The 24,291-nt window shown below is 53.3% G+C and carries 16 protein-coding genes; 7 read left to right on the forward strand and 9 right to left on the reverse strand.

Annotated features, from left to right (window positions below; translation table 11 throughout):
* Positions 1-83: 83 nt before the first annotated feature.
* The 3 genes from cmk to serC all read right to left on the reverse strand — a co-directional run bounded on the left by cmk (position 84) and on the right by serC (position 3,406).
* Positions 84-764 carry a (d)CMP kinase gene (gene cmk, locus C1N59_RS13575; RefSeq protein WP_394550858.1) on the reverse strand — a complete coding sequence of 227 codons (681 nt, stop codon included), beginning with the start codon at positions 762-764 and terminating at the stop codon, positions 84-86.
* 189 nt (positions 765-953) lie between these two features.
* Positions 954-2,240 (reverse strand): 3-phosphoshikimate 1-carboxyvinyltransferase, encoded by a 1,287-nt coding sequence (gene aroA / locus C1N59_RS13580; protein WP_394549727.1) that lies wholly within the window; start codon positions 2,238-2,240, stop codon positions 954-956.
* 80 nt (positions 2,241-2,320) lie between these two features.
* Positions 2,321-3,406: a 3-phosphoserine/phosphohydroxythreonine transaminase gene (gene serC / locus C1N59_RS13585; RefSeq protein ID WP_006118621.1), complete on the reverse strand. Its 1,086-nt coding sequence runs from the start codon at positions 3,404-3,406 to the stop codon at positions 2,321-2,323.
* 310 nt (positions 3,407-3,716) lie between these two features.
* On the opposite strand from serC, the gene ycaO reads away from it, so the two are divergent.
* From ycaO to pflA, 4 genes are all read left to right on the forward strand, one after another.
* Positions 3,717-5,480: a 30S ribosomal protein S12 methylthiotransferase accessory factor YcaO gene (gene ycaO / locus C1N59_RS13590; protein WP_058707603.1), complete on the forward strand. Its 1,764-nt coding sequence runs from the start codon at positions 3,717-3,719 to the stop codon at positions 5,478-5,480.
* Positions 5,481-5,858: 378 nt separating this feature from the next.
* Complete coding sequence (gene focA / locus C1N59_RS13595) at positions 5,859-6,719, forward strand: formate transporter FocA (RefSeq protein WP_033737642.1); 861 nt, start codon at positions 5,859-5,861, stop codon at positions 6,717-6,719.
* 72 nt (positions 6,720-6,791) lie between these two features.
* Entirely contained in the window at positions 6,792-9,074 is a 2,283-nt protein-coding gene (gene pflB / locus C1N59_RS13600; RefSeq protein ID WP_006118617.1) for a formate C-acetyltransferase, read from the forward strand.
* A gap of 153 nt (positions 9,075-9,227) precedes the next feature.
* Positions 9,228-9,968 (forward strand): pyruvate formate lyase 1-activating protein, encoded by a 741-nt coding sequence (pflA, locus tag C1N59_RS13605; RefSeq protein ID WP_039341323.1) that lies wholly within the window; start codon positions 9,228-9,230, stop codon positions 9,966-9,968.
* A gap of 107 nt (positions 9,969-10,075) precedes the next feature.
* On the opposite strand, the gene C1N59_RS13610 is transcribed toward pflA, so the two are convergent.
* The 6 genes from C1N59_RS13610 to lrp form a co-directional block, all read right to left on the reverse strand.
* The gene (locus C1N59_RS13610) at positions 10,076-11,230 is read right to left on the reverse strand and encodes an MFS transporter (protein WP_006118615.1); all 1,155 of its coding nucleotides are present in this window, start codon (positions 11,228-11,230) and stop codon (positions 10,076-10,078) included.
* Between the two features lie 316 nt (positions 11,231-11,546).
* Positions 11,547-12,839 (reverse strand): serine--tRNA ligase, encoded by a 1,293-nt coding sequence (serS, locus tag C1N59_RS13615; protein WP_039341327.1) that lies wholly within the window; start codon positions 12,837-12,839, stop codon positions 11,547-11,549.
* Positions 12,840-12,930: 91 nt separating this feature from the next.
* Entirely contained in the window at positions 12,931-14,274 is a 1,344-nt protein-coding gene (locus C1N59_RS13620; RefSeq protein ID WP_394550860.1) for a replication-associated recombination protein A, read from the reverse strand.
* Positions 14,275-14,281: 7 nt separating this feature from the next.
* Complete coding sequence (gene lolA / locus C1N59_RS13625) at positions 14,282-14,893, reverse strand: outer membrane lipoprotein chaperone LolA (protein WP_039341330.1); 612 nt, start codon at positions 14,891-14,893, stop codon at positions 14,282-14,284.
* Between the two features lie 182 nt (positions 14,894-15,075).
* Positions 15,076-18,537: a DNA translocase FtsK 4TM domain-containing protein gene (locus C1N59_RS13630; RefSeq protein WP_394549730.1), complete on the reverse strand. Its 3,462-nt coding sequence runs from the start codon at positions 18,535-18,537 to the stop codon at positions 15,076-15,078.
* A gap of 118 nt (positions 18,538-18,655) precedes the next feature.
* The gene (gene lrp, locus C1N59_RS13635) at positions 18,656-19,150 is read right to left on the reverse strand and encodes a leucine-responsive transcriptional regulator Lrp (protein WP_006118610.1); all 495 of its coding nucleotides are present in this window, start codon (positions 19,148-19,150) and stop codon (positions 18,656-18,658) included.
* A gap of 524 nt (positions 19,151-19,674) precedes the next feature.
* Between lrp and trxB the strand changes: the two genes are divergently transcribed.
* The 3 genes from trxB (at position 19,675) to cydC (ending at position 24,275) form a co-directional block, all read left to right on the forward strand.
* Positions 19,675-20,643 carry a thioredoxin-disulfide reductase gene (gene trxB / locus C1N59_RS13640; protein WP_033737645.1) on the forward strand — a complete coding sequence of 323 codons (969 nt, stop codon included), beginning with the start codon at positions 19,675-19,677 and terminating at the stop codon, positions 20,641-20,643.
* Between the two features lie 135 nt (positions 20,644-20,778).
* Positions 20,779-22,545, forward strand: a complete 1,767-nt coding sequence (gene cydD, locus C1N59_RS13645; protein WP_033737646.1) for a heme ABC transporter permease/ATP-binding protein CydD — start codon at positions 20,779-20,781, stop codon at positions 22,543-22,545.
* Positions 22,545-24,275, forward strand: coding sequence for a heme ABC transporter ATP-binding protein/permease CydC (gene cydC / locus C1N59_RS13650; protein ID WP_394549732.1), 1,731 nt, complete (start codon positions 22,545-22,547; stop codon positions 24,273-24,275). The genes cydD and cydC overlap by 1 nt, the downstream gene beginning before the upstream one ends.
* Positions 24,276-24,291: the final 16 nt, after the last annotated feature.

Here is a 24,291-nt window from a genome sequence, read left to right on the forward strand (position 1 = left end):
GACATCATGTCGGATGGGGTTGTTTCACATGCCCTGCACCGGATCCGTGGCACAGGGTTAATACATTCGTTTAAGCCGGAAGATTACACACCAAGCGTTTTGCGGGCATAATTTAACGCGTTATCAATAACCTGCTCGATGGACATCTGGGTTGAATCCAACACCAAAGCATCAGCGGCAGGGACTAACGGTGCGATAGCGCGGTTGCGATCGCGGTCGTCGCGTTCTTTTATCTCGGCTAAAAGGCGATCAAAGTTAACATTAAAGCCATTCGCCTGCAACTGTAGCATACGTCGCTGAGCACGTTCTTCCGGGCTGGCATCAAGGAAAATCTTTACAGGCGCATCGGGGAAAACGACGGTGCCCATATCCCGCCCGTCTGCAATCAAACCGGGTTCCTCGCGAAACGCGCGTTGACGACGTAACAGCGCTTCCCGAACGCGAGGAAAAGCCGCGACGCGTGAGGCGGTATTACTGACTTCCTGGGTACGAATTTCGCTGGTGACGTCTTCCCCTTCCAGGATGACCTGCATTTCGCCATGATGAGAAAGGAAACGCACATCAAGATGGGCGGCGATAGGGACTAACGCCTCTTCAGACTCAATATCGACCTGATGATGTAATGCGGCTAAGGCCAGTACACGATAAATTGCGCCGGAATCCAGTAAATGCCACTGTAATGCTTCCGCCATCGCCTTGCACAGGGTGCCCTTTCCCGCGCCACTTGGCCCATCAATTGTTATGACCGGGGCAGTTGCTGTCATCATTCCCTCCTGTTGCTGCGCGCATTTTGGCCGGTTGGCCGTCACAAATGTCGGGCATTATACGCTGCCCGGCGACGCTTAGTTACCTTTTGAGAAGAGGCAATGAGAAATTTAGCCAGGAAAAAGGCCTCTGGCGTGGAAAAGCGTCCTGAAGATGATGAGCCCGATGCACGACATCGGGCGAGGGGATTAGGCGTTTTCGCTAATTTTTTGCAGCTGTTCAAAATAATCAGGGAAGGTTTTTGCCGTACAGCCTGGATCAAGAATGGTAACGGGCGTATCGGACAGCGCAACCAGCGAGAAACACATCGCCATACGGTGATCGTTATACGTGCCGATGTCGGCATGCTTCAACGTCTCAGGCGGCGTGATGCGAATAAAATCGTGCCCTTCTTCCACCTCGGCACCGACTTTACGCAACTCGGTTGCCATAGCCGTCAGACGATCCGTTTCTTTAACTCGCCAGTTATAAATATTGCGCAGTTGCGTCGTACCTTCTGCAAACAATGCCGCAGTGGCAATGGTCATGGCAGCATCAGGAATATGGTTCATATCCATATCAATAGCGCGTAATGTCCCGGCCGTGCAGGCAATATAGTCATCGCCCCACTCAATTGATGCCCCCATCTTTTCGAGTACATCCGCAAAGCGAATATCGCCTTGTACGCTGTTGCGACCAATGCCGGTGACACGCACGGTACCGCCTTTGATTGCGGCTGCGGCAAGAAAATAGGAGGCAGAAGACGCATCCCCCTCCACCAGATATTCACCTGGTGACTGGTAGTGCTGTTTACCCTTAATCAGGAAGTGTTGATACTGCTGATTCTCAACCTCGACACCAAAGCAGCGCATCAGGTGCAGAGTAATGTCGATGTAAGGTTTGGAAACCAGCTCACCTTTAATGCTGATACGGGTAGGATTTTCAGCTAACGGAGCCATCATCAGAAGCGCGGTCAAAAACTGGCTGGATACGCTGCCATCTACTGTAACGTCGCCGCCAGTAAACCCACCCCGCAGGCGGACTGGGGGATAATCTGTATTTTCGAGATAGTCTATAGTAGCCCCACCTTGCCGTAGTGCATCGACCAGGTGCCCGATAGGGCGTTCTTTCATGCGTGGTTCGCCCGTCAGGACGACATCCTGCACACCCAGGCAAAGCGCTGCCGCAAGCGGCCGCATGGCAGTGCCGGCGTTGCCCAGAAACAGCTCTGTGGGCTGTGATGCATGCAGCGGCCCACCCTTTCCTGTCACCTCGCACACCGTACGATCGCTGGAAAGCGTGAACTCAACACCCATTGCATCAAGCGCATTAAGCATGTGCTTAACATCGTCGCTGTCCAGCAGATTAGTTAATCGGGTTTTACCTTTCGCCAGTGCAGCAAGCAGAAGCGCACGGTTTGACACGCTTTTGGAACCGGGCAAATTAACCGTACCATTAACGCGAGCGATGGGCTGAAGGGTCAGGGAATCTTGCATGTGAAACGTAATCCTTAAAAAACGATGACTCCGCCAGAGGGCGGAGTCGGGTGTCAGTCATTCCACTGACAGTGAAAGACTTAGCCGTGGCGGCGTTCGAAATCAATCATGAAATCGGTCAGCGCTTTAACGCCTTCCAATGGCATCGCATTGTAGATTGAGGCACGCATGCCGCCCACAACACGGTGACCTTTTAATGCGTGCAGACCTGCCTTAAATGACTCTTCCAGGAAGAGGCTGTCCAGCGAGGCATCAGCCAGTTGGAAAGGAATGTTCATCCGGGAACGGTTTTGCAGTGCCACATCGTTACGGTAAAAATCGCTGTTATCGATGAGACCATAGAGTAATCCGGCTTTTGCCTGATTAATTTTTTCCATCTCAGCGACACCACCCTTCTGCTTCAGCCACTTAAAGACCAGGCCACTCAGATACCAGGCAAACGTAGGTGGCGTATTAAACATGGAATCATTTTCAGCCAGAACGGTGTAGTCAAGGATGGAAGGCACGCTTTGATGCGCGTTGCCGAGAAGATCGTCCCGTACGATAACCAGGGTAAGGCCAGCCGGACCAATATTTTTCTGCGCACCTGCGTAAATCACACCATAGCGCTTGATATCAATTGGGCGTGACAGAATCGTGGAGGAAAGATCGGCGACCACAACCTTGTCACCAAAGTCAGGCTCTTCGTCAATAGCCAGACCGTCAATGGTTTCATTTGGGCAAAAATGCAAATAGGCGGCCGTGTCGCTGACATCCCATTCGCGCATCGGCAGGATGGCGCGCTTACCTTCTTGGGTCGTTTTGACATCCAGCGTCCGCGGTGAGCAATATTTTTCCGCTTCTTTAATGGCACTGTGAGCCCAGTAGCCTCCATCTGCATAGTCCGCACTGGTCGCACTGCCGAGTAAATTGCCCGGTACAGCAGCAAACTGCGCACGTGCGCCGCCATGACAGAATAATACTTTGTAATTGGAAGGAATTTTCAGCAGATCGCGGAAGTCCGCTTCAGCCTCTTCTGCCACCTGAATAAATTCTTTACTGCGGTGGCTGATCTCCATTACTGAAGTTCCCAGACCATGCCAGTTTGTCAGTTCTTGTTCTGCACGGCGGAGTACTTCGCTCGGCAGCATCGCTGGCCCAGAGCTAAAATTATAAATTTGCGTCATTTCCCTCACCACTGTCATATCGAACGGTTATGAATAACGATTCGGTTTTATCACTGCCTTCTGGTGGCTGCAATCATAAATCGAACTGCGGTCACATTTTTTCGGCATGACGCACCGAAGGTTATATTACCAATGTAATCCGGCACGAAATATTGTGAGGCGGCTTCCTTTCATGCAGTCCCGGCTTTGGCTCAGATGACAAAGCATGAGAAAAACGACGGTAAAATTGCGGCGTCTTGATAGCGAACAGACGGTAAAAAACGTATCATTGCGCGCTTTATGTCTCCCCATTTACAGAGAGAGCGGCACCATGACGCAAACTTTTATCCCGGGCAAAGATGCCGCCCTGGAAGACTCCATTTCACGCTTCCAGACCAAATTACAGGATCTGGGTTTTAATATTGAAGAAGCCTCCTGGCTGAATCCTGTGCCACACGTCTGGTCTGTCCACATTCGTGATCGCGACTGCCCCCTCTGCTTCACCAATGGTAAGGGCGCCAGCAAAAAAGCCGCTCTGGCCTCGGCGCTGGGGGAATATTTTGAACGCCTGTCCACGAATTACTTTTTTGCTGATTTCTGGCTTGGCAACAGTATCGCCCAGGGGGATTTTGTTCACTATCCCAATGAAAAATGGTTTGCTCTGCCTGAAGACGACAGCCTGCCTGAAGGCATTCTGGATGCGCGCCTGCGCGCCTTTTACGATCCTGAAAACGCCCTCTCCGCTTCAGATTTAATCGATCTCCAGTCGGGTAACAGCGCACGCGGCATCTGCGCCCTGCCCTTTACCCGTCAGTCCGATCAGCAGACCGTTTATATTCCGATGAATATTATCGGTAACCTGTATGTGTCGAACGGCATGTCCGCCGGCAACACGGCCAACGAGGCACGGGTACAGGGGCTGTCAGAAGTTTTCGAGCGCTATATTAAAAATCGTATCATCGCCGAGTCCATCAGCCTGCCTGCCATTCCTGAATCCGTGATGGCGCGTTACCCCGATGTGGTTGAAGCCATCGCCCGTCTGGAAGCCGAAGGGTTCCCGATTTTTGCCTATGACGCGTCACTGGGTGGGAAATATCCGGTTATCTGCGTTGTGCTGTTTAATCCTGCCAACGGCACCTGTTTCGCCTCTTTTGGCGCGCACCCTGATTTTGGTGTCGCGCTGGAGCGTACCGTTACCGAACTGCTTCAGGGCCGCAGCCTGAAAGATCTGGATGTGTTCACGCCGCCCACGTTTGATGATGAAGAAGTGGCAGAGCACGCCAACCTGGAAACCCACTTTATCGATTCAAGCGGCCTGATCTCCTGGGATCTGTTTAAAGAAACAGCGGATTATCCCTTCGTTGACTGGAAATTTGATGGCACCACCGAGCAGGAATTCAGTACGCTCATGGCGATTTTCAAAGCCGAAGGTCAGGACGTTTACATCGCTGATTATGAGCACCTCGGTGTGTATGCCTGCCGCATTATTGTGCCCGGTATGTCAGATATTTATCCGGCTGAAGACTTGTTGCTGGCGAATAACAGCATGGGTGCAGGTATTCGTGAAACGCTTCTGGCCCTGCCCGGCAGCAACTGGAATCCGGAAGAGTACCTGGATTTAATTTCTCAGCTGGACGAAGAAGGTTTTGATGACTTCACGCGTGTCCGCGAGTTGCTGGGACTGGCGACAGGCAAAGATAACGGCTGGTACACGCTGCGCATTGGTGAACTCAAAGCCATGCTGGCCCTGGCTGGCGGTGATCTCGATCAGGCGCTGATCTGGACGGAATGGACAATGGAATTTAATGGCTCCGTATTCAGCCCGGAGCGTGCAAATTATTACCGCTGTCTGCAAACTCTGCTGCTGCTGGCGATGGAAGATGAGCGGAATCCGCTTGAGTATCACGCAGCCTTTGTGCGTATGTATGGTGCTGACGCTGTCGACGCCGCCTCGGCGGCAATCAGCGGTGAGGCGGCCTTCAATGGCCTCCAGCCGGTAGACAGCGATCTTAAGGCTTTCCCTGCTCATCAGGCTTTGCTTGCTGCCTATGAAAAGCTGCAAAAGGCGAAACGTCTTTACTGGAAAAACGCCTAATCTTTCGCGGCTCTGTTTCAGGATAAAGCGATAATAATCTCACAGGCACCTTATTTAATGGGTGCCTTTCTTTTTTTTGAGAATAAGTATTTAAGGGATGTATTGTTCAGCGTTTTTATCATCATTATTTAAAGCAACATAACAGATGCATTTCGTTAACTCTGCAGAGATCGTCCTGACGGCACACCGCCATCTCTTAAACAAAAATTGCATAATTTAAAATATTTTTAATCATTATATTTCAATAAATTAACCCCAAAAATCCCGTCTTTCAGTCAAACACGCACCGTCCTTGCATGGCTGATCATGATCCAAATCAACTTCTGTAACTGTTGCCTTTGTTATCATTTTTTCAGACAACTTTTGGAGTGAGTTAGTGTGAAAGCTGACAATCCTTTTAATCTGTTATTACCCGCCGCGATGGCGAAAGTGGCTGAAGATGCTGGCGTTTATAAAGCCACTAAACATCCCCTCACCACGACCTTTCTGGCCTTTACTGCGGGCATGTTCATCTCGATTGCTTTCGTGTTTTACATCACGGCTACCACGGGCAGCGGTGCTGTGCCTTATGGCCTGGCAAAACTGATCGGCGGCATCTGTTTTTCACTGGGACTCATACTGGTCGTGGTATGCGGTGCCGATCTGTTCACATCTACCGTCCTCATTGTGGTCGCCAAAGCCAGTGGACGCATCACCTGGGGGCAACTGGCACGAAACTGGATAACCGTTTATATCGGTAACCTGGCTGGCGCGTTATTTTTCGTCACGCTCATGTGGTTCTCCGGTGAACAGATGGTGGCAAACGGCGCGTGGGGATTAAACGTCCTGCAAACAGCCGACCATAAAATGCATCATACTTTTATCGAAGCCGTTTGCCTCGGCACATTGGCCAATTTGATGGTCTGCCTGGCGGTCTGGATGAGCTATTCAGGACGGACATTGACCGATAAAAGCCTGATTATGATTTTGCCGGTGGCCATGTTTGTCGCCTGTGGTTTTGAACACAGTATCGCCAATATGTTTTTGATTCCTTTCGCGATCGTGATACGCGACTTTTCCGGGCCTGAGTTTTGGCAGGCCGCAGGGGCCACAGCAGCACAGTTCCCGGCCCTCACCGTTAAAAACTTTATTTTCGACAATCTGATTCCGGTCACGCTCGGTAACATCATTGGCGGCGGCCTGCTAGTCGGATTGACCTACTGGGTAATTTACTTACGCGGTGGTAAAGAAACGCACTAATCCTGTCTCAACGGCATATCGCAGCCTGGTACGCCCGAGAGCAAAAGTCTCCTTAAATAAGGCAGGTATATTATGACCGAACGTAATGCAAAACTCGCTTCAGCCTGGCAGGGATTTACTGAAGGCGAATGGCAGAACAGCGTCAACGTACGCGACTTTATTCAGAAAAACTATACGCCTTATGAAGGCGACGAGTCCTTTCTGGCCGGTGCCACCGAGGCCACCACAACACTGTGGGAGAGCGTGCTGGAAGGCATCAAAATTGAAAACCGCACCCATGCACCAGTCGATTTTGATACCGATCTTGCCTCAACCATCACTTCCCACGATGCCGGTTACATCAATAAATCACTGGAAAAAATTGTTGGCCTGCAAACCGAAGCCCCGTTGAAACGCGCCATTATTCCTTTTGGCGGTATTAAAATGGTTGAAGGCTCATGCAAGGTCTATGGTCGTGAACTCGACGCGTCTCTGAAAAAGATTTTCACGGAATACCGCAAAACGCATAACCAGGGTGTTTTTGATGTTTATACACCTGACATTTTACGCTGCCGTAAATCCGGCGTATTGACCGGCCTGCCTGATGCTTATGGTCGTGGACGCATCATCGGTGATTATCGTCGTGTTGCCCTATACGGCATTGATTATCTGATGGCGGATAAGTTTGCTCAGTTCACCTCACTGCAAAACGATCTTGAAAACGGCGTAAACCTGGAAGCCACGATTCGCCTGCGCGAAGAAATTGCTGATCAGCATCGGGCGCTTGAACAAATTAAAGCGATGGCAGCCAAATACGGTCATGATATTTCTGGCCCGGCCACCAACGCGGCTGAAGCCGTTCAGTGGACCTATTATGGCTATCTGGCTGCAGTTAAATCACAGAACGGCGCGGCCATGTCTTTTGGCAGGGTGTCGACTTTCCTCGATATCTACATCGAACGCGACCTCCAGGCAGGAAAACTGAACGAAGAGCAGGCACAGGAACTGATTGACCATCTGGTCATGAAACTGCGCATGGTCCGCTTCCTGCGTACACCGGAATACGATGAGCTGTTTTCTGGCGACCCTATCTGGGCCACCGAATCGCTGGCGGGGATGGGCGTTGATGGTCGCACGCTGGTCAGTAAAACCACGTTCCGTTTCCTGAACACGCTTTACACCATGGGCCCCTCCCCTGAACCAAACATGACCATTCTGTGGTCTGAAAAACTGCCCGTTAACTTCAAAAAATATGCGGCTAAAGTTTCAATCGACACCTCGTCACTGCAGTATGAAAATGACGACCTGATGCGTCCTGACTTTAACAACGATGATTACGCCATTGCCTGCTGTGTCAGCCCTATGATCGTCGGCAAGCAAATGCAGTTCTTTGGTGCCCGCGCCAACCTGGCAAAAACCTTGTTGTACGCGATCAACGGCGGCATGGACGAAAAACTGAAAATGCAGGTGGGGCCGAAAGAAGCCAAAATCATGGATGAAGTGCTCGATTTCGACGTCGTGATGGCCCGTCTGGATCACTTCATGGACTGGCTGGCAAAACAGTATGTCACCGCACTGAACATCATCCACTTCATGCATGATAAATACAGCTATGAAGCGTCACTCATGGCGCTGCACGATCGTGATGTTTACCGCACCATGGCCTGCGGTATCGCCGGACTGTCTGTGGCTGCGGATTCACTCTCAGCCATTAAATATGCCAAAGTGAAACCCGTGCGTGATGAAGATGGCCTGGCAATTGATTTCGACATCGAAGGCGACTATCCCCAGTTCGGTAACAACGATCCGCGCGTGGACGACCTGGCATGCGACCTGGTTGAACGGTTTATGAAGAAAATTCAGAAACTGGAAACATATCGCAACGCGGTGCCAACGCAGTCCGTTCTGACCATTACCTCTAACGTCGTTTATGGCAAGAAAACTGGTAATACGCCAGACGGCCGCCGTGCAGGCGCCCCCTTTGGCCCTGGCGCTAACCCCATGCACGGTCGCGACCAGAAAGGAGCGGTAGCATCGCTGACCTCGGTAGCGAAATTACCCTTTGCGTACGCTAAAGACGGTATCTCTTATACTTTCTCCATCGTGCCTAATGCGCTTGGCAAAGATGATAATGTACGTAAAACCAATCTGGCAGGACTAATGGATGGTTACTTCCATCATGAGGCCAGTATTGAAGGCGGCCAGCATCTGAATGTTAACGTGATGAACCGGGAAATGTTGATGGACGCAATGGATAACCCTGAGAAATATCCTCAGTTAACCATCCGCGTTTCGGGCTATGCCGTTCGCTTTAACTCGCTCACCAAAGAGCAGCAGCAGGACGTGATTACCCGTACCTTTACCCAGTCACTCTAGTTCACCCTTGAGGCTCCTTCATGGAGCCTCTTCTTTCGAGTCAGGTTTGGTCGCTGTCTGTATGACGGATAACCACCAAAATTGATTTCCCGTTCAGAGCGCACCGGAGAGTGCGCCACCTGCTTCGCAGGCTCATCAGGAGAATACATCGCAATGTCTGCCATTGGTCGCATCCACTCATTTGAATCATGCGGAACCGTAGACGGTCCCGGCATCCGTTTTATCACCTTTTTTCAGGGCTGCCTGATGCGCTGCCTGTACTGCCACAACCGTGATACATGGGACACGCATTGCGGCAAAGAAATTACCGTCGACGCGCTCATGGCGGACGTTCTGTCTTATCGCCATTTCATGAATGCGTCCGGTGGCGGGGTGACGGCTTCAGGCGGTGAGGCCATTTTGCAGGCGGAGTTTGTGCGCGACTGGTTTCGCGCATGTCAAGCTGAGGGCATTCATACCTGCCTTGACACCAACGGCTTTGTCCGCCGCTACGATCCCGTTATTGATGAATTACTGGATGCAACAGATTTGGTGATGCTTGACCTCAAGCAGATGAACGATGACATCCACCAGATTCTTGTCGGTGTGTCGAATCATCGCACACTCGATTTTGCGCGCTATCTTCAGAAGAAAGGAAAACGGACGTGGATTCGTTTCGTCGTCGTGCCCGGCTATTCTGATGATGATGACAGTGTCCATCGCTTAGGTGCATTTACGCAGGATATGGCAAATGTGGAGAAGATTGAGCTTCTGCCTTATCACGAGCTGGGTAAGCATAAATGGATTGCGATGGGTGAAGAGTACAAGCTCGACGGCGTAAAACCGCCCAGTAAAGCGACCATGGAACGGGTCAAGCATATTCTTGCCAGCTACGGACATGAAGTGATGTATTGACAGACCACGTCACCGCAGTCAGTAAACGATAACCGTCTGACAGTCAGCGCAGCCAGACGGCGATAATTAAGCCCAGGCGCCCTGTCACCGCCTGGTTATCGTTATGATCAGGCATGTGCCACTGGCGTGGCATGGTGATCGGCCTTACGCAGTAACATGACTAAGTAAACCAGCGCTACCGCCGCGATCATAACGAACAGCAGACGGTCGGAATAACTTTGCATCAGCATGGCCGTCATGCTTGGTCCGGCCAGGCTGCCCACGGTGTAGCTCAGTAACAGCGCCTGGTTCATTGCCACCAGTTCATGGTGCGCCACGGTTTCGCAGGCCCATGACATGGCGACCGGATAAAGCGTAAAACCTGCCAGCCCCAACACAAACAGGGCCGGGGCCATCGCGGCATTTGTCAGCATCGCAATCGCGCCGAGGATCACCACAAATACCTGCACTCGCAGTACCATCATGCGGCCAAAGCGGTCAGCAAGCCGACCAATCGGCCACTGCCCGACAATGCCGGCACTCACCAGCAAGGCCATCCAGTAACCCACGTTGGCATCACTCATACCCTGATGAGAAAGATAGAGCGGCATCAAGCCGTACAGCGATCCCAGAACAATGCCAGAAATAATACAGCCGTTAATACCGAGACGAGAACTGCGACGACGCAGCATAGGTAAAATTCGTCCGCCTGGCGTAGCTTCTACGGTATCGCTGTTGGCAGAAACCTGCGTGAAGATTAACGGTAAGATGGCGCTGATGACCGTGGCGGTTACCCAGGGAATCACACTCAGTAATTCGGTAGACAGTTTGCTCACCAGCAGTTGTCCGGCAACCGTACCCAGGTAATAGACGATCATATAGGCAGCGAGCAACTGCCCACGGTTACGTACTGTTCCACTGCATAACAATGCGCTTTCCACCACGACCCAGACTAACGCGCAGCCGATACCGGCCGTGAAGCGCAGCAATGTCCATGCCCAGAATCCTTCCAGCGCCAGCATGCACAGTGTCGACAGCGCAAAAAGGCCGGTCGCCAGATAATAGCTTCGGTTAAAACCGTATCGCTTGATCAGCCAGCCAGCCACTAAAGTGCCCAGCAGGTTACCGGTGTAATACGACGAACTCACCACGCCTACCTGCCATGTTGCCAGCGCATCATGCGTCAGCCAAAGGGGCACTAGCGTATTCAGTACCGCAATGGAAACTGTCATCAATAACAGGCCGCAGAGCAGCAATATCACAGGACGTGACCAGGTCGACATAGGGGATAAAAACCAAAAGAAATGAAGGAAATTGCGCGCAGTTTGCCATCGCGCGTTGTAAAGTCAACGGGAGGAATGAGGGTGCAGCACATTTTGCTGCGTGACCATTTAAATTATTTATCTTCAGTAAGTTAGCCATCTGTCAGGCATCAGATAACTTTGCGCTATCTCTATGATAATCTGGATTTTTACGCTTTCTGCCCGCGTCGTCATCGATAATGTTTATTTGTGATAAATTTTAAACGTGTTGAGGATGCCTCGCGGTAAAGATAAAAAAACCCAGCCTGAGCTGGGTTATTTTAGACAGGATGAACGCTTAGCCAATAAATTCCAGGCCGTTCATATAAGGACGTAATACCTCTGGCACGGCGATGCGGCCGTCCTGCTGCTGGTAATTTTCCAGCACGGCAACCAGCGTACGTCCTACGGCCAGGCCCGAGCCATTCAGGGTATGCACCAGACGCGGTTTTTTATCCTGCTTATTGCGGGTGCGCGCCTGCATACGGCGAGCCTGGAAATCCCCCATGTTTGAGCAAGAAGAGATTTCACGGTAGGTATTTTGCGCCGGTAACCATACTTCTAAATCGTAGGTTTTTGTCGCACCAAAGCCCATATCACCGCTGCACAGCAAGACCTTGCGATACGGCAGGTTCAGCAGTTGCAACACTTTTTCAGCATGGCCAACCAGCTCTTCCAGCGCATCCATAGAGGTTTCAGGCGCGACGATTTGTACCATTTCAACTTTGTCGAACTGGTGCATACGGATGAGCCCACGCGTATCACGGCCATAGGAGCCTGCTTCAGAGCGGAAGCAGGGTGTATGTGCCGTAAGCTTCAGCGGCAGGCTCTCTTCTTCAACGATTTCATCCCGCACAAGGTTGGTCAGCGGCACTTCAGCGGTCGGAATGAGCGCGTAATGGCTGCTTTCGGATTCTTCTTCCAGCGGACGTGTATGGAACAGATCTTCACCAAACTTAGGTAACTGGCCTGTACCGTATAAGGTCGCATGGTTAACCAGGTAAGGGACGTAAGTTTCCAGATAACCATGTTGTTCCGTGTGCAGGTCAATCATGAACTGGCTGAGCGCACGGTGCAGGCGAGCAATCTGGCCTTGCATAACCACGAAGCGTGAGCCGGTGAGTTTCACTGCCGCAGCAAAGTCCAGCCCTTTAGCCGCTTCACCCAGCTCAACGTGATCTTTCACCTCAAAATCAAACTGGCGGGGTTCACCCCAGCGACTGATTTCCAGGTTTTCCGTGTCGTCTTTCCCCAGCGGCACTTCATCCGCAGGAAGATTCGGCAGCGCCAGGCTGAAATCGCGGATCTGATTTTGCAGCTCGTCCAGTTCTGCTTTAGCCGCATCCAGGCGTTCGCCCAGGCTGTTCACTTCCTGACGCAGTGGCTCGATGTCTTCCCCACGTGCTTTGGCCTGACCGATGGATTTGGAGCGGGAGTTGCGCTCGGCCTGCAGGTTTTCCGTTTCAACCTGCAAGACTTTGCGACGCTCTTCGAGCGAACGCAGCATTTCCACATCCAGTTTAAATCCTCGGCGTGCCAGTTTTTCTGCGACTGCGTCTGGCTCATTACGCAGCAGATTGGGATCGAGCATGCTTATCCTGTGTATTTATGAGTTAAAAGAAGGGGACGCACTCCCGCTGGAATGCGTTGAAAACATTGACCACATTACCGCAACGTCTGTTTCAGCGGTAGCGTTTTGTCGGGCTATTTTGATCGAGTTCAGCCAGCCAGGCCAGCTTTTCGCCAATTTTGCCTTCAAGACCGCGTTGAGTGGGATGATAGTAACGCGTTTGCGCCATTTCGGGTGGGAAATAGATTTCACCCGCAGCATAGGCATTGGCTTCGTCATGCGCATAGCGATAGCTTTCGCCCAGCCCCATCTCTTTCATTAGCTTCGTGGGGGCATTGCGCAAATGATCGGGAACATCGAAATCTGGATGGTCGCGTGCATCACGCATCGCCGCCTTAAACGCGTTATAGACGGCGTTACTTTTTGGCGCACAGGCGAGATAGACAATGGCCTGCGCAATCGCGCGCTCCCCTTCTGCCGGACCAACCCGGGTGAAACAGTCCCAGGCCGCAATAGCCACCTGCATGCCTCGTGGATCGGCATTGCCGACGTCTTCAGACGCAATGGCCAGTAGCCGACGCGCGACATACAGCGGATCGCCACCGGCGGTAATAATACGGGCGTACCAGTACAGGGCGGCATCCGGCGCCGATCCCCGGACGGATTTATGCAAGGCAGAAATCAGGTCATAAAAGCGATCGCCTTTATTATCGAACCGGGCAGACCGTTCCCCCGCCACTTCGGTCAGCAACTGGGGCGTCAGCTCACGTTTGCCTGTGCCGTTGGTTTCGGCCATATCGGCCATCATTTCCAGCGTATTCAGAGCACGACGTGCATCGCCGTTGACCAGTTCCGCAATCATACGCCGCGTATTGTCAGGTAACAGGATATCGCTGTTGCCATAACCCCGACTGGCATCCTGCATCGCCTGGTCAAGCACCTGCTCAATATCTTCTGTGGTCAGGGATTTAAGTAAATAGACACGAGCACGTGACAGCAGTGCGGAGTTAAGCTCAAAGCTGGGATTTTCTGTCGTGGCACCGATAAACGTGATAGTGCCGTCTTCAATATGGGGAAGAAACGCATCCTGCTGACTTTTGTTGAAGCGATGGACTTCATCTACAAACAGGATAGTGCGGCGGCCCGCCTGCTTGCTCAGCCTTGCGCGTTCAATGGCTTCACGAATCTCTTTGACACCAGAGGTGACCGCAGAAATACGCTCAACGTCCGCATTGCCATAGTGAGCGATAATCTCGGCCAGCGTTGTTTTTCCTGTCCCTGGCGGTCCCCAGAGAATCATGGAGTGCAGGTGCCCCGCTTCGATCGCGCGCGGCAACGGTTTACCCGCAGCCAGCAGGTGCTGCTGTCCAATGTATTGCTTCAGGGTTGCTGGCCGCATACGCGCGGCCAGCGGTTTAAAATCTTCACTGGAAAAATCCAGGGACAGGTTACCCACTACCACCTCACTGACGTTGGTCATCCACCGTGACGCCTTTTGGCGGGGTGAATGTGAATTTATCCGGGCTAATCGGGCCGTTTTTCTGGCTCTTTAGCTGGTAGTTACTGCGCTGCCCATCCTGCTCGATGGCGCTAAACTGATTAATGGTGCCATCTGGCGTCACGTCAATCGTGAACTGCTTGAGGTTGCCATCGCTTTTCTTCGGCGTTAGTTCAAATTTGTCACCCTGCTGTTTTACGTTGTATTGCTGCCAGTCACTGGCCTGGTTACGGGCAATCAACATAAACGGTGTATTGCTTGTCGCATTCTTTAACAGGCTGACCGTAGCTTGTTCAACAAACGGGTTATAGAACCATAACGATTTCCCGTCAGAAATAATGATGCTCTCGTCGGGTGCGGTCATATGCCAGTTGAACAGGCTGGGGCGCTTAACCCAGAGCTCGCCTTCACCCTCCTGCACGTTGGCACCGCTGCCATCGGTCACCTTTTGAGTAAAGCTGGCGTGGAAGCTGTTAACTTTATTAAGGCGCTGTTGCAGGTCGCTCGACGCATCGGCGAGAACGTTGGCTGACCCCAAAGCGGCCAGCAGGCCTAAGGCGATTACGCGTAATTTCATCTGCTTAAATCCTTATTAAATCGTTTCCCGTTGATCACGTGACTAAGCCTGGTCGCTGTCCTGCGTTTAATACAGGAGAAAAAACCGAAACACTAATCAACTATGGGGGTTAACCGCTAAAAAACAATGAGCCAGTGGAAACTGGCTCATTGTTTTGTGTTTCAAAGCTTATCGTTCAGGCTTTACATATCATGGGGTGGTGGAGAGAGCACTTCACGGTTACCGTTGTGGCCCGGTGACGAGACGATGCCCTGTGCTTCCATCTGTTCAATGATGCGCGCAGCACGGTTATAACCGATACGGAACTGACGCTGTACGCCCGAAATCGAGGCGCGTCGCTTATCCACCACAAAGGCAACAGCCTGATCGAACAACGGATCGAGTTCTTCATCGCTGTCAATGCCGCCCCCGCCTTCACTTTCTTCGCCCGCTGTAATGCTTTCAATATATTGCGGACGCCCGCGCGCTTTCCAGTCCTGCACGACAGCATGTACTTCCTGATCGCGCACAAAGGCACCGTGAACACGCACCGGCATTGATGAGTTGGGCGGCATGTAAAGCATATCGCCCATCCCCAGTAACGATTCTGCACCGCCCTGATCAAGGATGGTTCGCGAGTCAATTTTACTTGAGACAGTAAACGCGATACGGGTAGGAATGTTGGCTTTGATGAGGCCGGTAATGACGTCAACTGACGGACGCTGGGTTGCCAGAACAAGGTGGATTCCCGCCGCACGCGCTTTCTGTGCAAGACGTGCAATCAGTTCTTCCACTTTCTTACCGACAGCCATCATCAAATCGGCGAACTCATCCACCATCACCACGACGTAAGGCAGTTTTTCCAGCACTGGCGGCGTCATATCCATGCTGTCGCCTGGCTTCCAGAACGGATCGGGAATCGGCCGCCCCATTGCATCCGCCTGCGCCACTTTTTCGTTGTAGCCAGCCAGATTACGTACACCTAGCGCCGACATCAGCTTATAGCGACGCTCCATCTCACCGACACTCCAGCGCAGCGCGTTCGCCGCATCTTTCATATCGGTCACGACTTCGGTCAGCAGATGCGGAATGCCTTCGTAAACGGAAAGCTCGAGCATCTTGGGGTCAATCATAATAAAGCGCACGTCTTCCGGCGTGGCTTTATACAGCATGCTGAGGATCATCGCATTCACGCCGACGGACTTACCGGAACCGGTTGTACCCGCTACCAGTAAGTGTGGCATTTTAGCCAGATCGGCGACGACCGGCTGGCCGGCAATATCTTTACCCAGCACCACAGACAGCGGCGAGGGATTGTCACGGAATTTTGGACAATCCAGCACTTCACGCAGGTAAACGGTCTGGCGATGACGGTTGGGTAATTCCAGACCAACATAGGGTTTGCCAGGGATCACTTCAACCACACGCACTGCCGTAGTCGACAGGGAGCGGGCCAAATCGCGTGACAGGTTAGAGATACGCGCCGCTTTTACGCCCGGCGCGAGATCCAGTTCAAAACGGGTAATCACAGGTCCTGGCGAAATGCCCACCACCTCGGCCTTGACGCGGTAGTCACCCAGACGCGCCTCAACCAGTCTTGCTGTCTGCTCAAGGGCGAACATATCAACCGGTTCTTCCTCTTCCGGCGGCGCGGTCAGGAGATCGAGTGACGGTAAGGGTGTAGAAGGTTTTTCGAGTGGCTGCTCGTGACGCATCAGGAAGGGGTGAATCAGGCTGTCATGCACGGATGGCTTCGCCTCCGTGACCGGCTCCGGCTGCTGCGCAGGCGCGGCAAAATGATCGGCCGCAAAGGTCTGGGCCGATTCTACACGCTGAGCCGCAGGCTGTTCTGGTGCAGCCTGAACGTGCTGCCAGGGCTCATGTTGTGGCGCGACCTCGCTGACGTCCGGCGATGCTGCAATGGTGAACAGCGGCTCGACAGGGCCATCGTCGACCAGGTCCTTCATTGGGGAGAAATCGAAGGCCGCTGACGTATCCAGATTGAAAACGGGTGCATTGTCTTCAGGCACCGTTTCATAGCGCTGTTGCTGTTGCTGTGCGAACTGACGCGCCAGCGAGGCCTGCTGCAATGCCAGCTCATCGTCCTCGTGCGCGTCGTCCTGCTGCCAGCTTTCGCCATAGCGTTGCTGCTGCTCTGACTGGAACGCCTGACGCAACTCTGCCTGTTGCAGCGCATCCTGCTCCTCTGCTGACCAGTCAGTGAGTGACGCATCTTCTTTCGTAGGTTGTGATGACGGCAGTTCAGCACGTTTGGCTTTTTCTTCCGCCATACGCTGTGAAGGCAGTTTAATGCCGTACGAGGCCAGCTCACGTCGGGTAGGCAGTTTAACCGGATTAGGCCGCGGCAGCGCCGGACCAATCCCCTGTTTCACCTGTGGATTCGACACCGTTTCAGGGACAGGCTCAAACAGCGGTGAGGATGCTGACGATGCTGCGGTTGCCGCAGCACCGGCGACGGCAGCGCTGTTCAGCGAGGCTGCTGACGTGGCTTCACGCCAGTTACCCATTTTGGGTTCGTCATCCTCATAAGCGGTAAAGTGCGGGGCAGCAGCCGGTGCATCGTCGGGTAACTCAAAGCGGTAGCGCGGCGGTTCAGTGAGAGGCTTCTCCTGTGACACCGGCTCGCGCGGTGCAGTGTGCGTCACCGGGGCAGGATGAGGCGATGCCGCAACAGGCGAAACAGGTTCAGGCGTCGCTGCAACCTGTTCAGGCTCAGGTGAAGCTGATGGCGCACTGACAGGCGTTGCCGCCATTGTTGCGGCAGCAGGCTGCGCAGGTGCTGTGGCAGTAGCCTGAGCGCTTGCCGTCGGTGTCGTGGTCGCAGATACTTCGGCTGTGGCCGCAACAGCGGCGCGGGTGGCGGTGGCGGCCCTGGCTAACAGTGGATCATGCGCATCCAGATCGGGCTGCGCCTTACGCGGCGCGGTTAGCAATACGTCATCGTCGTCGTCCGTCTGAGCATGAAGGACGGGTGCGCTCTCGTGATAATCGTCTGCTTCGTCCTCTTCATGCCAGGGTTCATCATGACGTGAGCGGTTGCTGGCGAATGTCAGCACGCCCATGACCACGCCACCGATTCTTTCCGCAATGGTTAACCATGACCAGCCCGTATACAGCGTGATCCCTGCGGCCCAGATGCAGAGCAAAGTCAGTGTGCCACCTGCCGGACTGAACCAGGGTGAAATGGCATTACTGACGAGGCTGCCAATGACGCCTCCGGAAGCAAAATACCAGATGTCGTCCGCGTTGAGCGCGGCCATCCCACAGGTGGTGACGACCAGGGCCAGGACACCGATTAAGCGTAAACCAATGGCAAAGTAGTCCACATAATCCTGGTTATCCCGCTGGCGAAACGCTATCCAGCACAGCCCCAGTATGACCGGCGGAATGGCATAGGCCATCACACCAAAGATGAAAAGCAGCGTATCAGCCAGCCATGCGCCGACTGTGCCACCCATGTTATGGATAGGTTCATGCCAGGCCGTTTGCGACCAGCTCGGATCGGAAGGATTAAAGCTGACCAGGGAAACCATCAGGTAGATGGCGAACAATGCCACCAAAATAAGTAACGCTTCCAGCAGACGGCGTCCGCTGCTCAGCGACTGTAACGAAACGTCTTTATCTTCTGTGTATTCCTGGCTCAAGAGATCTCTCCAGGTGCCTGTAAAGTAAGAAACAACAGCGTCGGGCTCACCCGACGCTGGTCCTGTATGTATTCACAGGAGTGTACCGAAATTTCCCAGGCTTTGCACCTGCCACGCATCAGCGCGTTTTGATCACCAGACGATTGCTCTGTTTGACCTCTTCCATCACCACATAAGTACGCGTGTCGTTTACGCCTGGCAGGCGCAGCAAGGTTTCACCCAGCAGCTTGCGGTAAGCGGACATATCAGGCACGCGCGTTTTAAGCAGGTAGTCGAAATCACCAGAAACCAGGTGACACTCTTGAGTTTCCTCAAGTTTTTGCACAGCGGCGTTAAATTGCTCAAACACATCAGGTGCGCCACGATTCAGAGTAATCTCAACAAATACCAGTAATGAAGCATCCAGGTAGTGAGGGTTGAGTTGCGCAGTATAGCCAAGGATGAACCCCTGACGTTCAAGACGGCGTACACGCTCAAGACAAGGTGTAGGAGATAATCCTACACGTTTGGAAAGTTCCACGTTTGAGATGCGACCGTCTTTCTGCAATTCATTGAGAATGTTTCTGTCGATCCTGTCGAGATCCTTACCGGGGCGTTTCTTATTATCTACCATTATTATTGTCTCTCTTCATTCCTTCCCTTTACCTGCCATCCCCTGAAAACGGTCATTGTTCGGGGCATTTTTGAAGTGAAATAACGGCGTCTGAGCGCATTCGTACCTATTTGTATGACGCATGCTGTCTGTCCACCGCATGCGTCATGACCAATATCAGACGATAAAATTCGTTCGGTACTCTGCCCAAAACGCGGCGGCAACACCCGTTTTGTTCAGACTAAGTTATTCGCTTCTCACACTGTTTTCGCAAATGCGCAGGCGATTGTCAAAGTAAAATGTCTAAATTCAGGACAAGATGCCAGACACTTCGCTGGGTCACTGTTTTTAAATGAGTATTTTCGTGCGATGGTGGTCTGTAAACTGAATTTTTGCCCCCTTTTGGCACAGGAGGCAGGCGAAAAAGCCATTCATCGTCTACGCCGTTTGCAGCAATCGCTAACAAAAGTGCGCAAGTGTTGTCTTTGCTACGGCATATTCCCTACAATCGCAGGTTATGTCAGGTGAATAAAACTGAGGAACGCATGAGTACGGCTAAACACAGTAAGTTGCTCATTTTGGGCTCTGGTCCGGCAGGTTATACCGCGGCCGTCTATGCTGCACGCGCCAATTTGAATCCAGTACTGATTACCGGGCTGGAAAAAGGCGGTCAGCTGACCACCACGACGGAAGTGGAAAACTGGCCGGGCGACCCGCATGATCTGACAGGTCCCTCGCTGATGGAACGTATGCATGAGCATGCCGAGAAATTTAACACGGAAATTATTTTCGATCATATTCATACGGTCGATCTGCAGAACCGTCCCTTCCGTCTGACCGGTGACAGTGGCGAATATACTGCCGATGCGCTGATTATTGCCACGGGTGCATCAGCACGCTATCTGGGCTTACCGTCGGAAGACGCTTTTAAAGGCAAAGGCGTTTCGGCCTGTGCGACCTGTGATGGTTTCTTCTACCGCAACCAAAAAGTCGCCGTTATCGGTGGCGGAAACACCGCGGTTGAAGAAGCACTTTATCTGGCGAATATCGCCTCTGAAGTGCATTTAATTCACCGCCGCGACAGCTTCCGCGCAGAGAAAATCCTTATTGATCGTCTGATGGAAAAAGTCAGCAACGGCAATATCGTGTTGCATACACACAGAACGCTGGAAGAAGTGGTCGGCGATCAGATGGGCGTGACGGGCCTGACGCTACGTTCAACGCTGAATACCGAAGAGACCGAAACGCTGGATGTTGCCGGCCTGTTTGTTGCTATCGGACACAGCCCGAATACGGCGATTTTCGATGGTCAGCTGGCGCTGGAAAACGGCTACATCAAGGTACAGTCCGGCCTGCATGGTAATGCCACGCAAACCAGTATCCCTGGCGTGTTTGCCGCGGGTGACGTCATGGACCATATCTACCGTCAGGCCATTACCTCTGCCGGTACCGGTTGTATGGCTGCGTTAGATGCAGAGCGTTATCTTGACGGATTGGTTAAGAACGATAAGTAAGTTGTTAATAACCTGATCTTAATTGTTTGAGGCGACTGTTTTTCAGTCGCCTTTTTTATTATCACCATGCTAAATTCAGGCGCCGGGTGTGAGGACCAGCCTCATTTCATTTGTCTTTGCCACATTGGGTTTCGCATGAATAAATCGCGTCAGCAGCATCTTACTCGTTGGCTTCGTCAACAGTGTCATCATGCTGGCCCCTGGTTGCGCGTTACGTCGTTGCTGGGCTGCGCTGGCGCGCTTCTGATTATCATGCAGGCATGGCTTTTAGCGTCGCTACTGCAGGCGCTGATTATTGACAGGCATTCTCCAGCCTCCCTTTTGTCCTCATTTTCACTTCTGATCCTGTGCTTTGTTCTGCGCGCCGCGCTGAATTATGCCCGTGAGCAGGCTGGATTCCGTGCAGGGCAGGCCATCCGTCAGGCTTTGCGTAAACAGGTGCTGGATCGTCTGGCCGCGTTGGGTCCGGCCTGGATACAGGGCAAGCCCGCCGGCAGCTGGGCAACGTTACTTCTTGAGCAAACCGAGGATATGCAGGCCTATTACGCGCGTTATTTGCCACAGATGACGCTGGCGGCGGTCATTCCCTGTTGCATATTGCTCACCCTGTTTCCGTTAAACTGGGCGGCAGGTCTGATCCTGTTCGCGACCGCGCCGTTGATCCCGCTTTTTATGGCCCTGGTCGGCATGGGCGCGGCCGAGGCTAATCGCCGTAACTTTGTGGCGCTCGCACGCCTGAGTGGCAACTTTCTGGATCGCTTGCGTGGTCGGGAAACCCTGCGTCTGTTTCATCGGGCAGACGCCGAAAAACAGGCGATTGCTGACGCCACGACGGATTTCCGTCAACGGACGATGGAGGTTCTGCGCCTGGCCTTTCTTTCTTCGTCAGTACTGGAATTTTTTGCGTCACTGTCCATCGCCGTTGTCGCCGTTTATTTTGGCTTTTCCTATTTGGGCGAACTGCACTTTGGTGATTATGGCCGCGGCGTGACGCTGTTTGCCGGCTTCCTGGTGCTGATTCTGGCCCCGGAATTTTTTCAGCCTCTGCGCGATTTGGGCACATTCTACCATGCTAAAGCGCAGGCAATTGGCGGTGCCGATGCGCTTGAACGCTTTATGCAGGAAACGCCAGAGGCCGAAAACACATCCGCCAGCGACGCCTTTAGCGCAACGGCGCCAGTAGAGCTGGTGGCAGAAAATCTGACGGTGCACGCGCCCAATGGCCATCAGCTCTGCGGCCCGCTCACCTTCACCCTGCGCGCAGGCACGCGCGTCGCGCTGGTGGGCAAAAGCGGTGCAGGCAAAACCGCACTGTTAAATGCCCTGCTGGGCTTTTTACCTTATCAGGGATCGCTGAAAGTTAACGGCATTGAACTTCACCGTATCGCACGCCATGACTGGCATCGGCATCTTGCCTGGGTCGGCCAGAATCCCCAGCTACCCGCCGCAACGTTACGGGACAATATCATCATGGATGCGCCGCACGATCCCGCACGGCTAAGTGCCTTAACCGCATCATGTGGGATCGATGAATTTCTTTCCCGACTGCCTGCCGGACTGGATACCGAACCGGGGGATGCCAGTCATCACTTATCGGTCGGTCAGGCACAGCGCATTGCCGTAGCCCGCGCGCTGTATAAACCCGCCCAGTTATTGTTACTGGATGAGCCCGCTGCCAGCCTGGACAGTCAAAGTGAACATCATGTGATGCAGGCATTAAATCAGGCGGCCACGCGCCAGACGACACTGATGATCACCCACCAAATTGATCTGCTTCAGACATGGGATGCGATCTGGGTAATGCAGGCCGGTCAGATCGTACAGCAGGGCGACTGGCAGACGCTGACTGCGTCCGGTCCGTTCAGTGATTTATTACAACACCGGCAACAGGAGATTTTCTGATGACGGCTCTGCGTCCCTTTCTGCGGCTATGGCTGCGTCATCCCTTCCGCCTGACGTCAGGGATCGTGCTGGCGATTGTCACGCTGTTAGCCAGTATCGGCTTGCTCACGTTGTCGGGCTGGTTTCTGGCCGCCTCTTCTGTAGCCGGTGTGGCTGGCCTGTATAGTTTCAACTATATGCTTCCCGCCGCTGGCGTGCGCGGCGCAGCGATTACCCGTACCGCCGCCCGGTATTTTGAGCGGTTAGTAAGTCACGACGCAACGTTTCGGGTTTTACAGCATCTGCGTGTCTTCACGTTTAGCCGCCTGATTGCGCTTTCTCCCGGCCAGCTCGCGCTCTTTCGTCAGGCCGATCTGCTTAATCGTTTTGTTGGTGATGTGGATACGCTGGATTATCTCTATTTGCGGGTCCTCTCGCCGCTGCTGGGCGCGTTTATCGTTATCGTCGTGGTAACAGCCGGCCTCAGCCTGATTGATCTGCACCTGGCGCTGGTGCTGGGCGGCATTCTGCTTACGCTGCTCTGCCTTTTTCCCCCGCTGTTCTACCGTCTGGGCGCGCCCACCGGCATCGCGATTGCCAGGCAGCGATCGCGCTGGCGAGAGCAGTTAATGCACTGGCTGGCGGGACAGGCAGAACTGACACTGTATGGTAACGCTGCCCGCTGGCGGGCCAGGCTGGACGAAGATGAGCAGCAGTGGCAGGACGCACAACGTCAGCAGGAGCGTTTACAGGCGCTGGCGCAAAGTCTGCTGCTGTTATGCAGTGGCCTCACTGTTACTGCCCTGCTCTGGCTGAGCGCAACAAGCATTGCGCAGCAGCAACTGCCCGGACCGCTCATTGCCCTGGTGGTGTTTTGTGCCCTGGCAGCTTTTGAAGCACTGGCGCCGATCGCGAGCGCCTTTTTGCCCCTGTCTCAGGTAATCACAGCAGCACAACGCGTCAATGACGTTATCGATCAGTCGCCTGCCATCCTCTTTCCATCCACAAGCACGGTTCCCGCCGGTGCGCTGCAACTCAGGATTGACGCGCTGGATTTCCGTTATCCGGGACGACCTGAAAAGGTGTTGGATCAGTTTTCACTGACGATGAAAGCCGGTGAACGTATTGCCCTTCTCGGCCCCACAGGCTGCGGCAAGTCCACCTTGCTTGGGCTGCTCACCCGCGCCTGGGAGGCGCAACAGGGCGAAATCGTATTGAACAGCGTACCGCTTGCGGACTGGGATGAAGCCCAACTTCGCCAGCGCATCAGCGTAGTCACCCAGCGCGTCCATGTGTTTAGTCAGACGCTACGGGACAATTTGTTGCTGGCCTGCCCCACCGCCAGTGATGCAATGCTTGAAAATGCACTGGTGCAAACCGGGCTTCAGGGCCTGCTGGAAAATGAAGAAGGGCTTAATGCCTGGCTGGGTGAAGGCGGCCGTCCGCTGTCGGGTGGAGAGCTACGCCGCCTGGCCATCGCCCGGGCGATGTTACACAACGGCGACTTATGGCTTCTGGACGAGCCGACTGAAGGACTTGATGCCACCACCGAGCAGCAGATTCTCGCCCTTCTGCAGCAGATCACCACGGGTAAAACGGTCATTATGGTAACGCATCGTCTGCGCGGCCTGGCGCAAATGGACCGAATTTGCCTTATGGACAGCGGTAAGATCGTCGAGCAGGGAAATCATTCTGAATTAGTCGCAAAAGGTGGACGTTACTGGCGTTTCCAGCAGCGCTTTGCGCTATAGTGCTGAGCAAACGCTG

The organism is Pantoea sp. SGAir0183 (assembly GCF_043545505.1).

What these genes read in the sequence shown, in the direction of transcription:
- cmk (WP_394550858.1), bottom strand. Translation starts at nt 764, where the DNA reads ATGACAGCAACTGCCCCGGTCATAACAATTGATGGGCCAAGTGGCGCG.
- aroA (WP_394549727.1), bottom strand. Translation starts at nt 2,240, where the DNA reads ATGCAAGATTCCCTGACCCTTCAGCCCATCGCTCGCGTTAATGGTACG.
- serC (WP_006118621.1), bottom strand. Translation starts at nt 3,406, where the DNA reads ATGACGCAAATTTATAATTTTAGCTCTGGGCCAGCGATGCTGCCGAGC.
- ycaO (WP_058707603.1), top strand. Translation starts at nt 3,717, where the DNA reads ATGACGCAAACTTTTATCCCGGGCAAAGATGCCGCCCTGGAAGACTCC.
- pflB (WP_006118617.1), top strand. Translation starts at nt 6,792, where the DNA reads ATGACCGAACGTAATGCAAAACTCGCTTCAGCCTGGCAGGGATTTACT.
- pflA (WP_039341323.1), top strand. Translation starts at nt 9,228, where the DNA reads ATGTCTGCCATTGGTCGCATCCACTCATTTGAATCATGCGGAACCGTA.
- C1N59_RS13610 (WP_006118615.1), bottom strand. Translation starts at nt 11,230, where the DNA reads ATGTCGACCTGGTCACGTCCTGTGATATTGCTGCTCTGCGGCCTGTTA.
- serS (WP_039341327.1), bottom strand. Translation starts at nt 12,839, where the DNA reads ATGCTCGATCCCAATCTGCTGCGTAATGAGCCAGACGCAGTCGCAGAA.
- lolA (WP_039341330.1), bottom strand. Translation starts at nt 14,893, where the DNA reads ATGAAATTACGCGTAATCGCCTTAGGCCTGCTGGCCGCTTTGGGGTCA.
- lrp (WP_006118610.1), bottom strand. Translation starts at nt 19,150, where the DNA reads ATGGTAGATAATAAGAAACGCCCCGGTAAGGATCTCGACAGGATCGAC.
- trxB (WP_033737645.1), top strand. Translation starts at nt 19,675, where the DNA reads ATGAGTACGGCTAAACACAGTAAGTTGCTCATTTTGGGCTCTGGTCCG.
- cydD (WP_033737646.1), top strand. Translation starts at nt 20,779, where the DNA reads ATGAATAAATCGCGTCAGCAGCATCTTACTCGTTGGCTTCGTCAACAG.
- cydC (WP_394549732.1), top strand. Translation starts at nt 22,545, where the DNA reads ATGACGGCTCTGCGTCCCTTTCTGCGGCTATGGCTGCGTCATCCCTTC.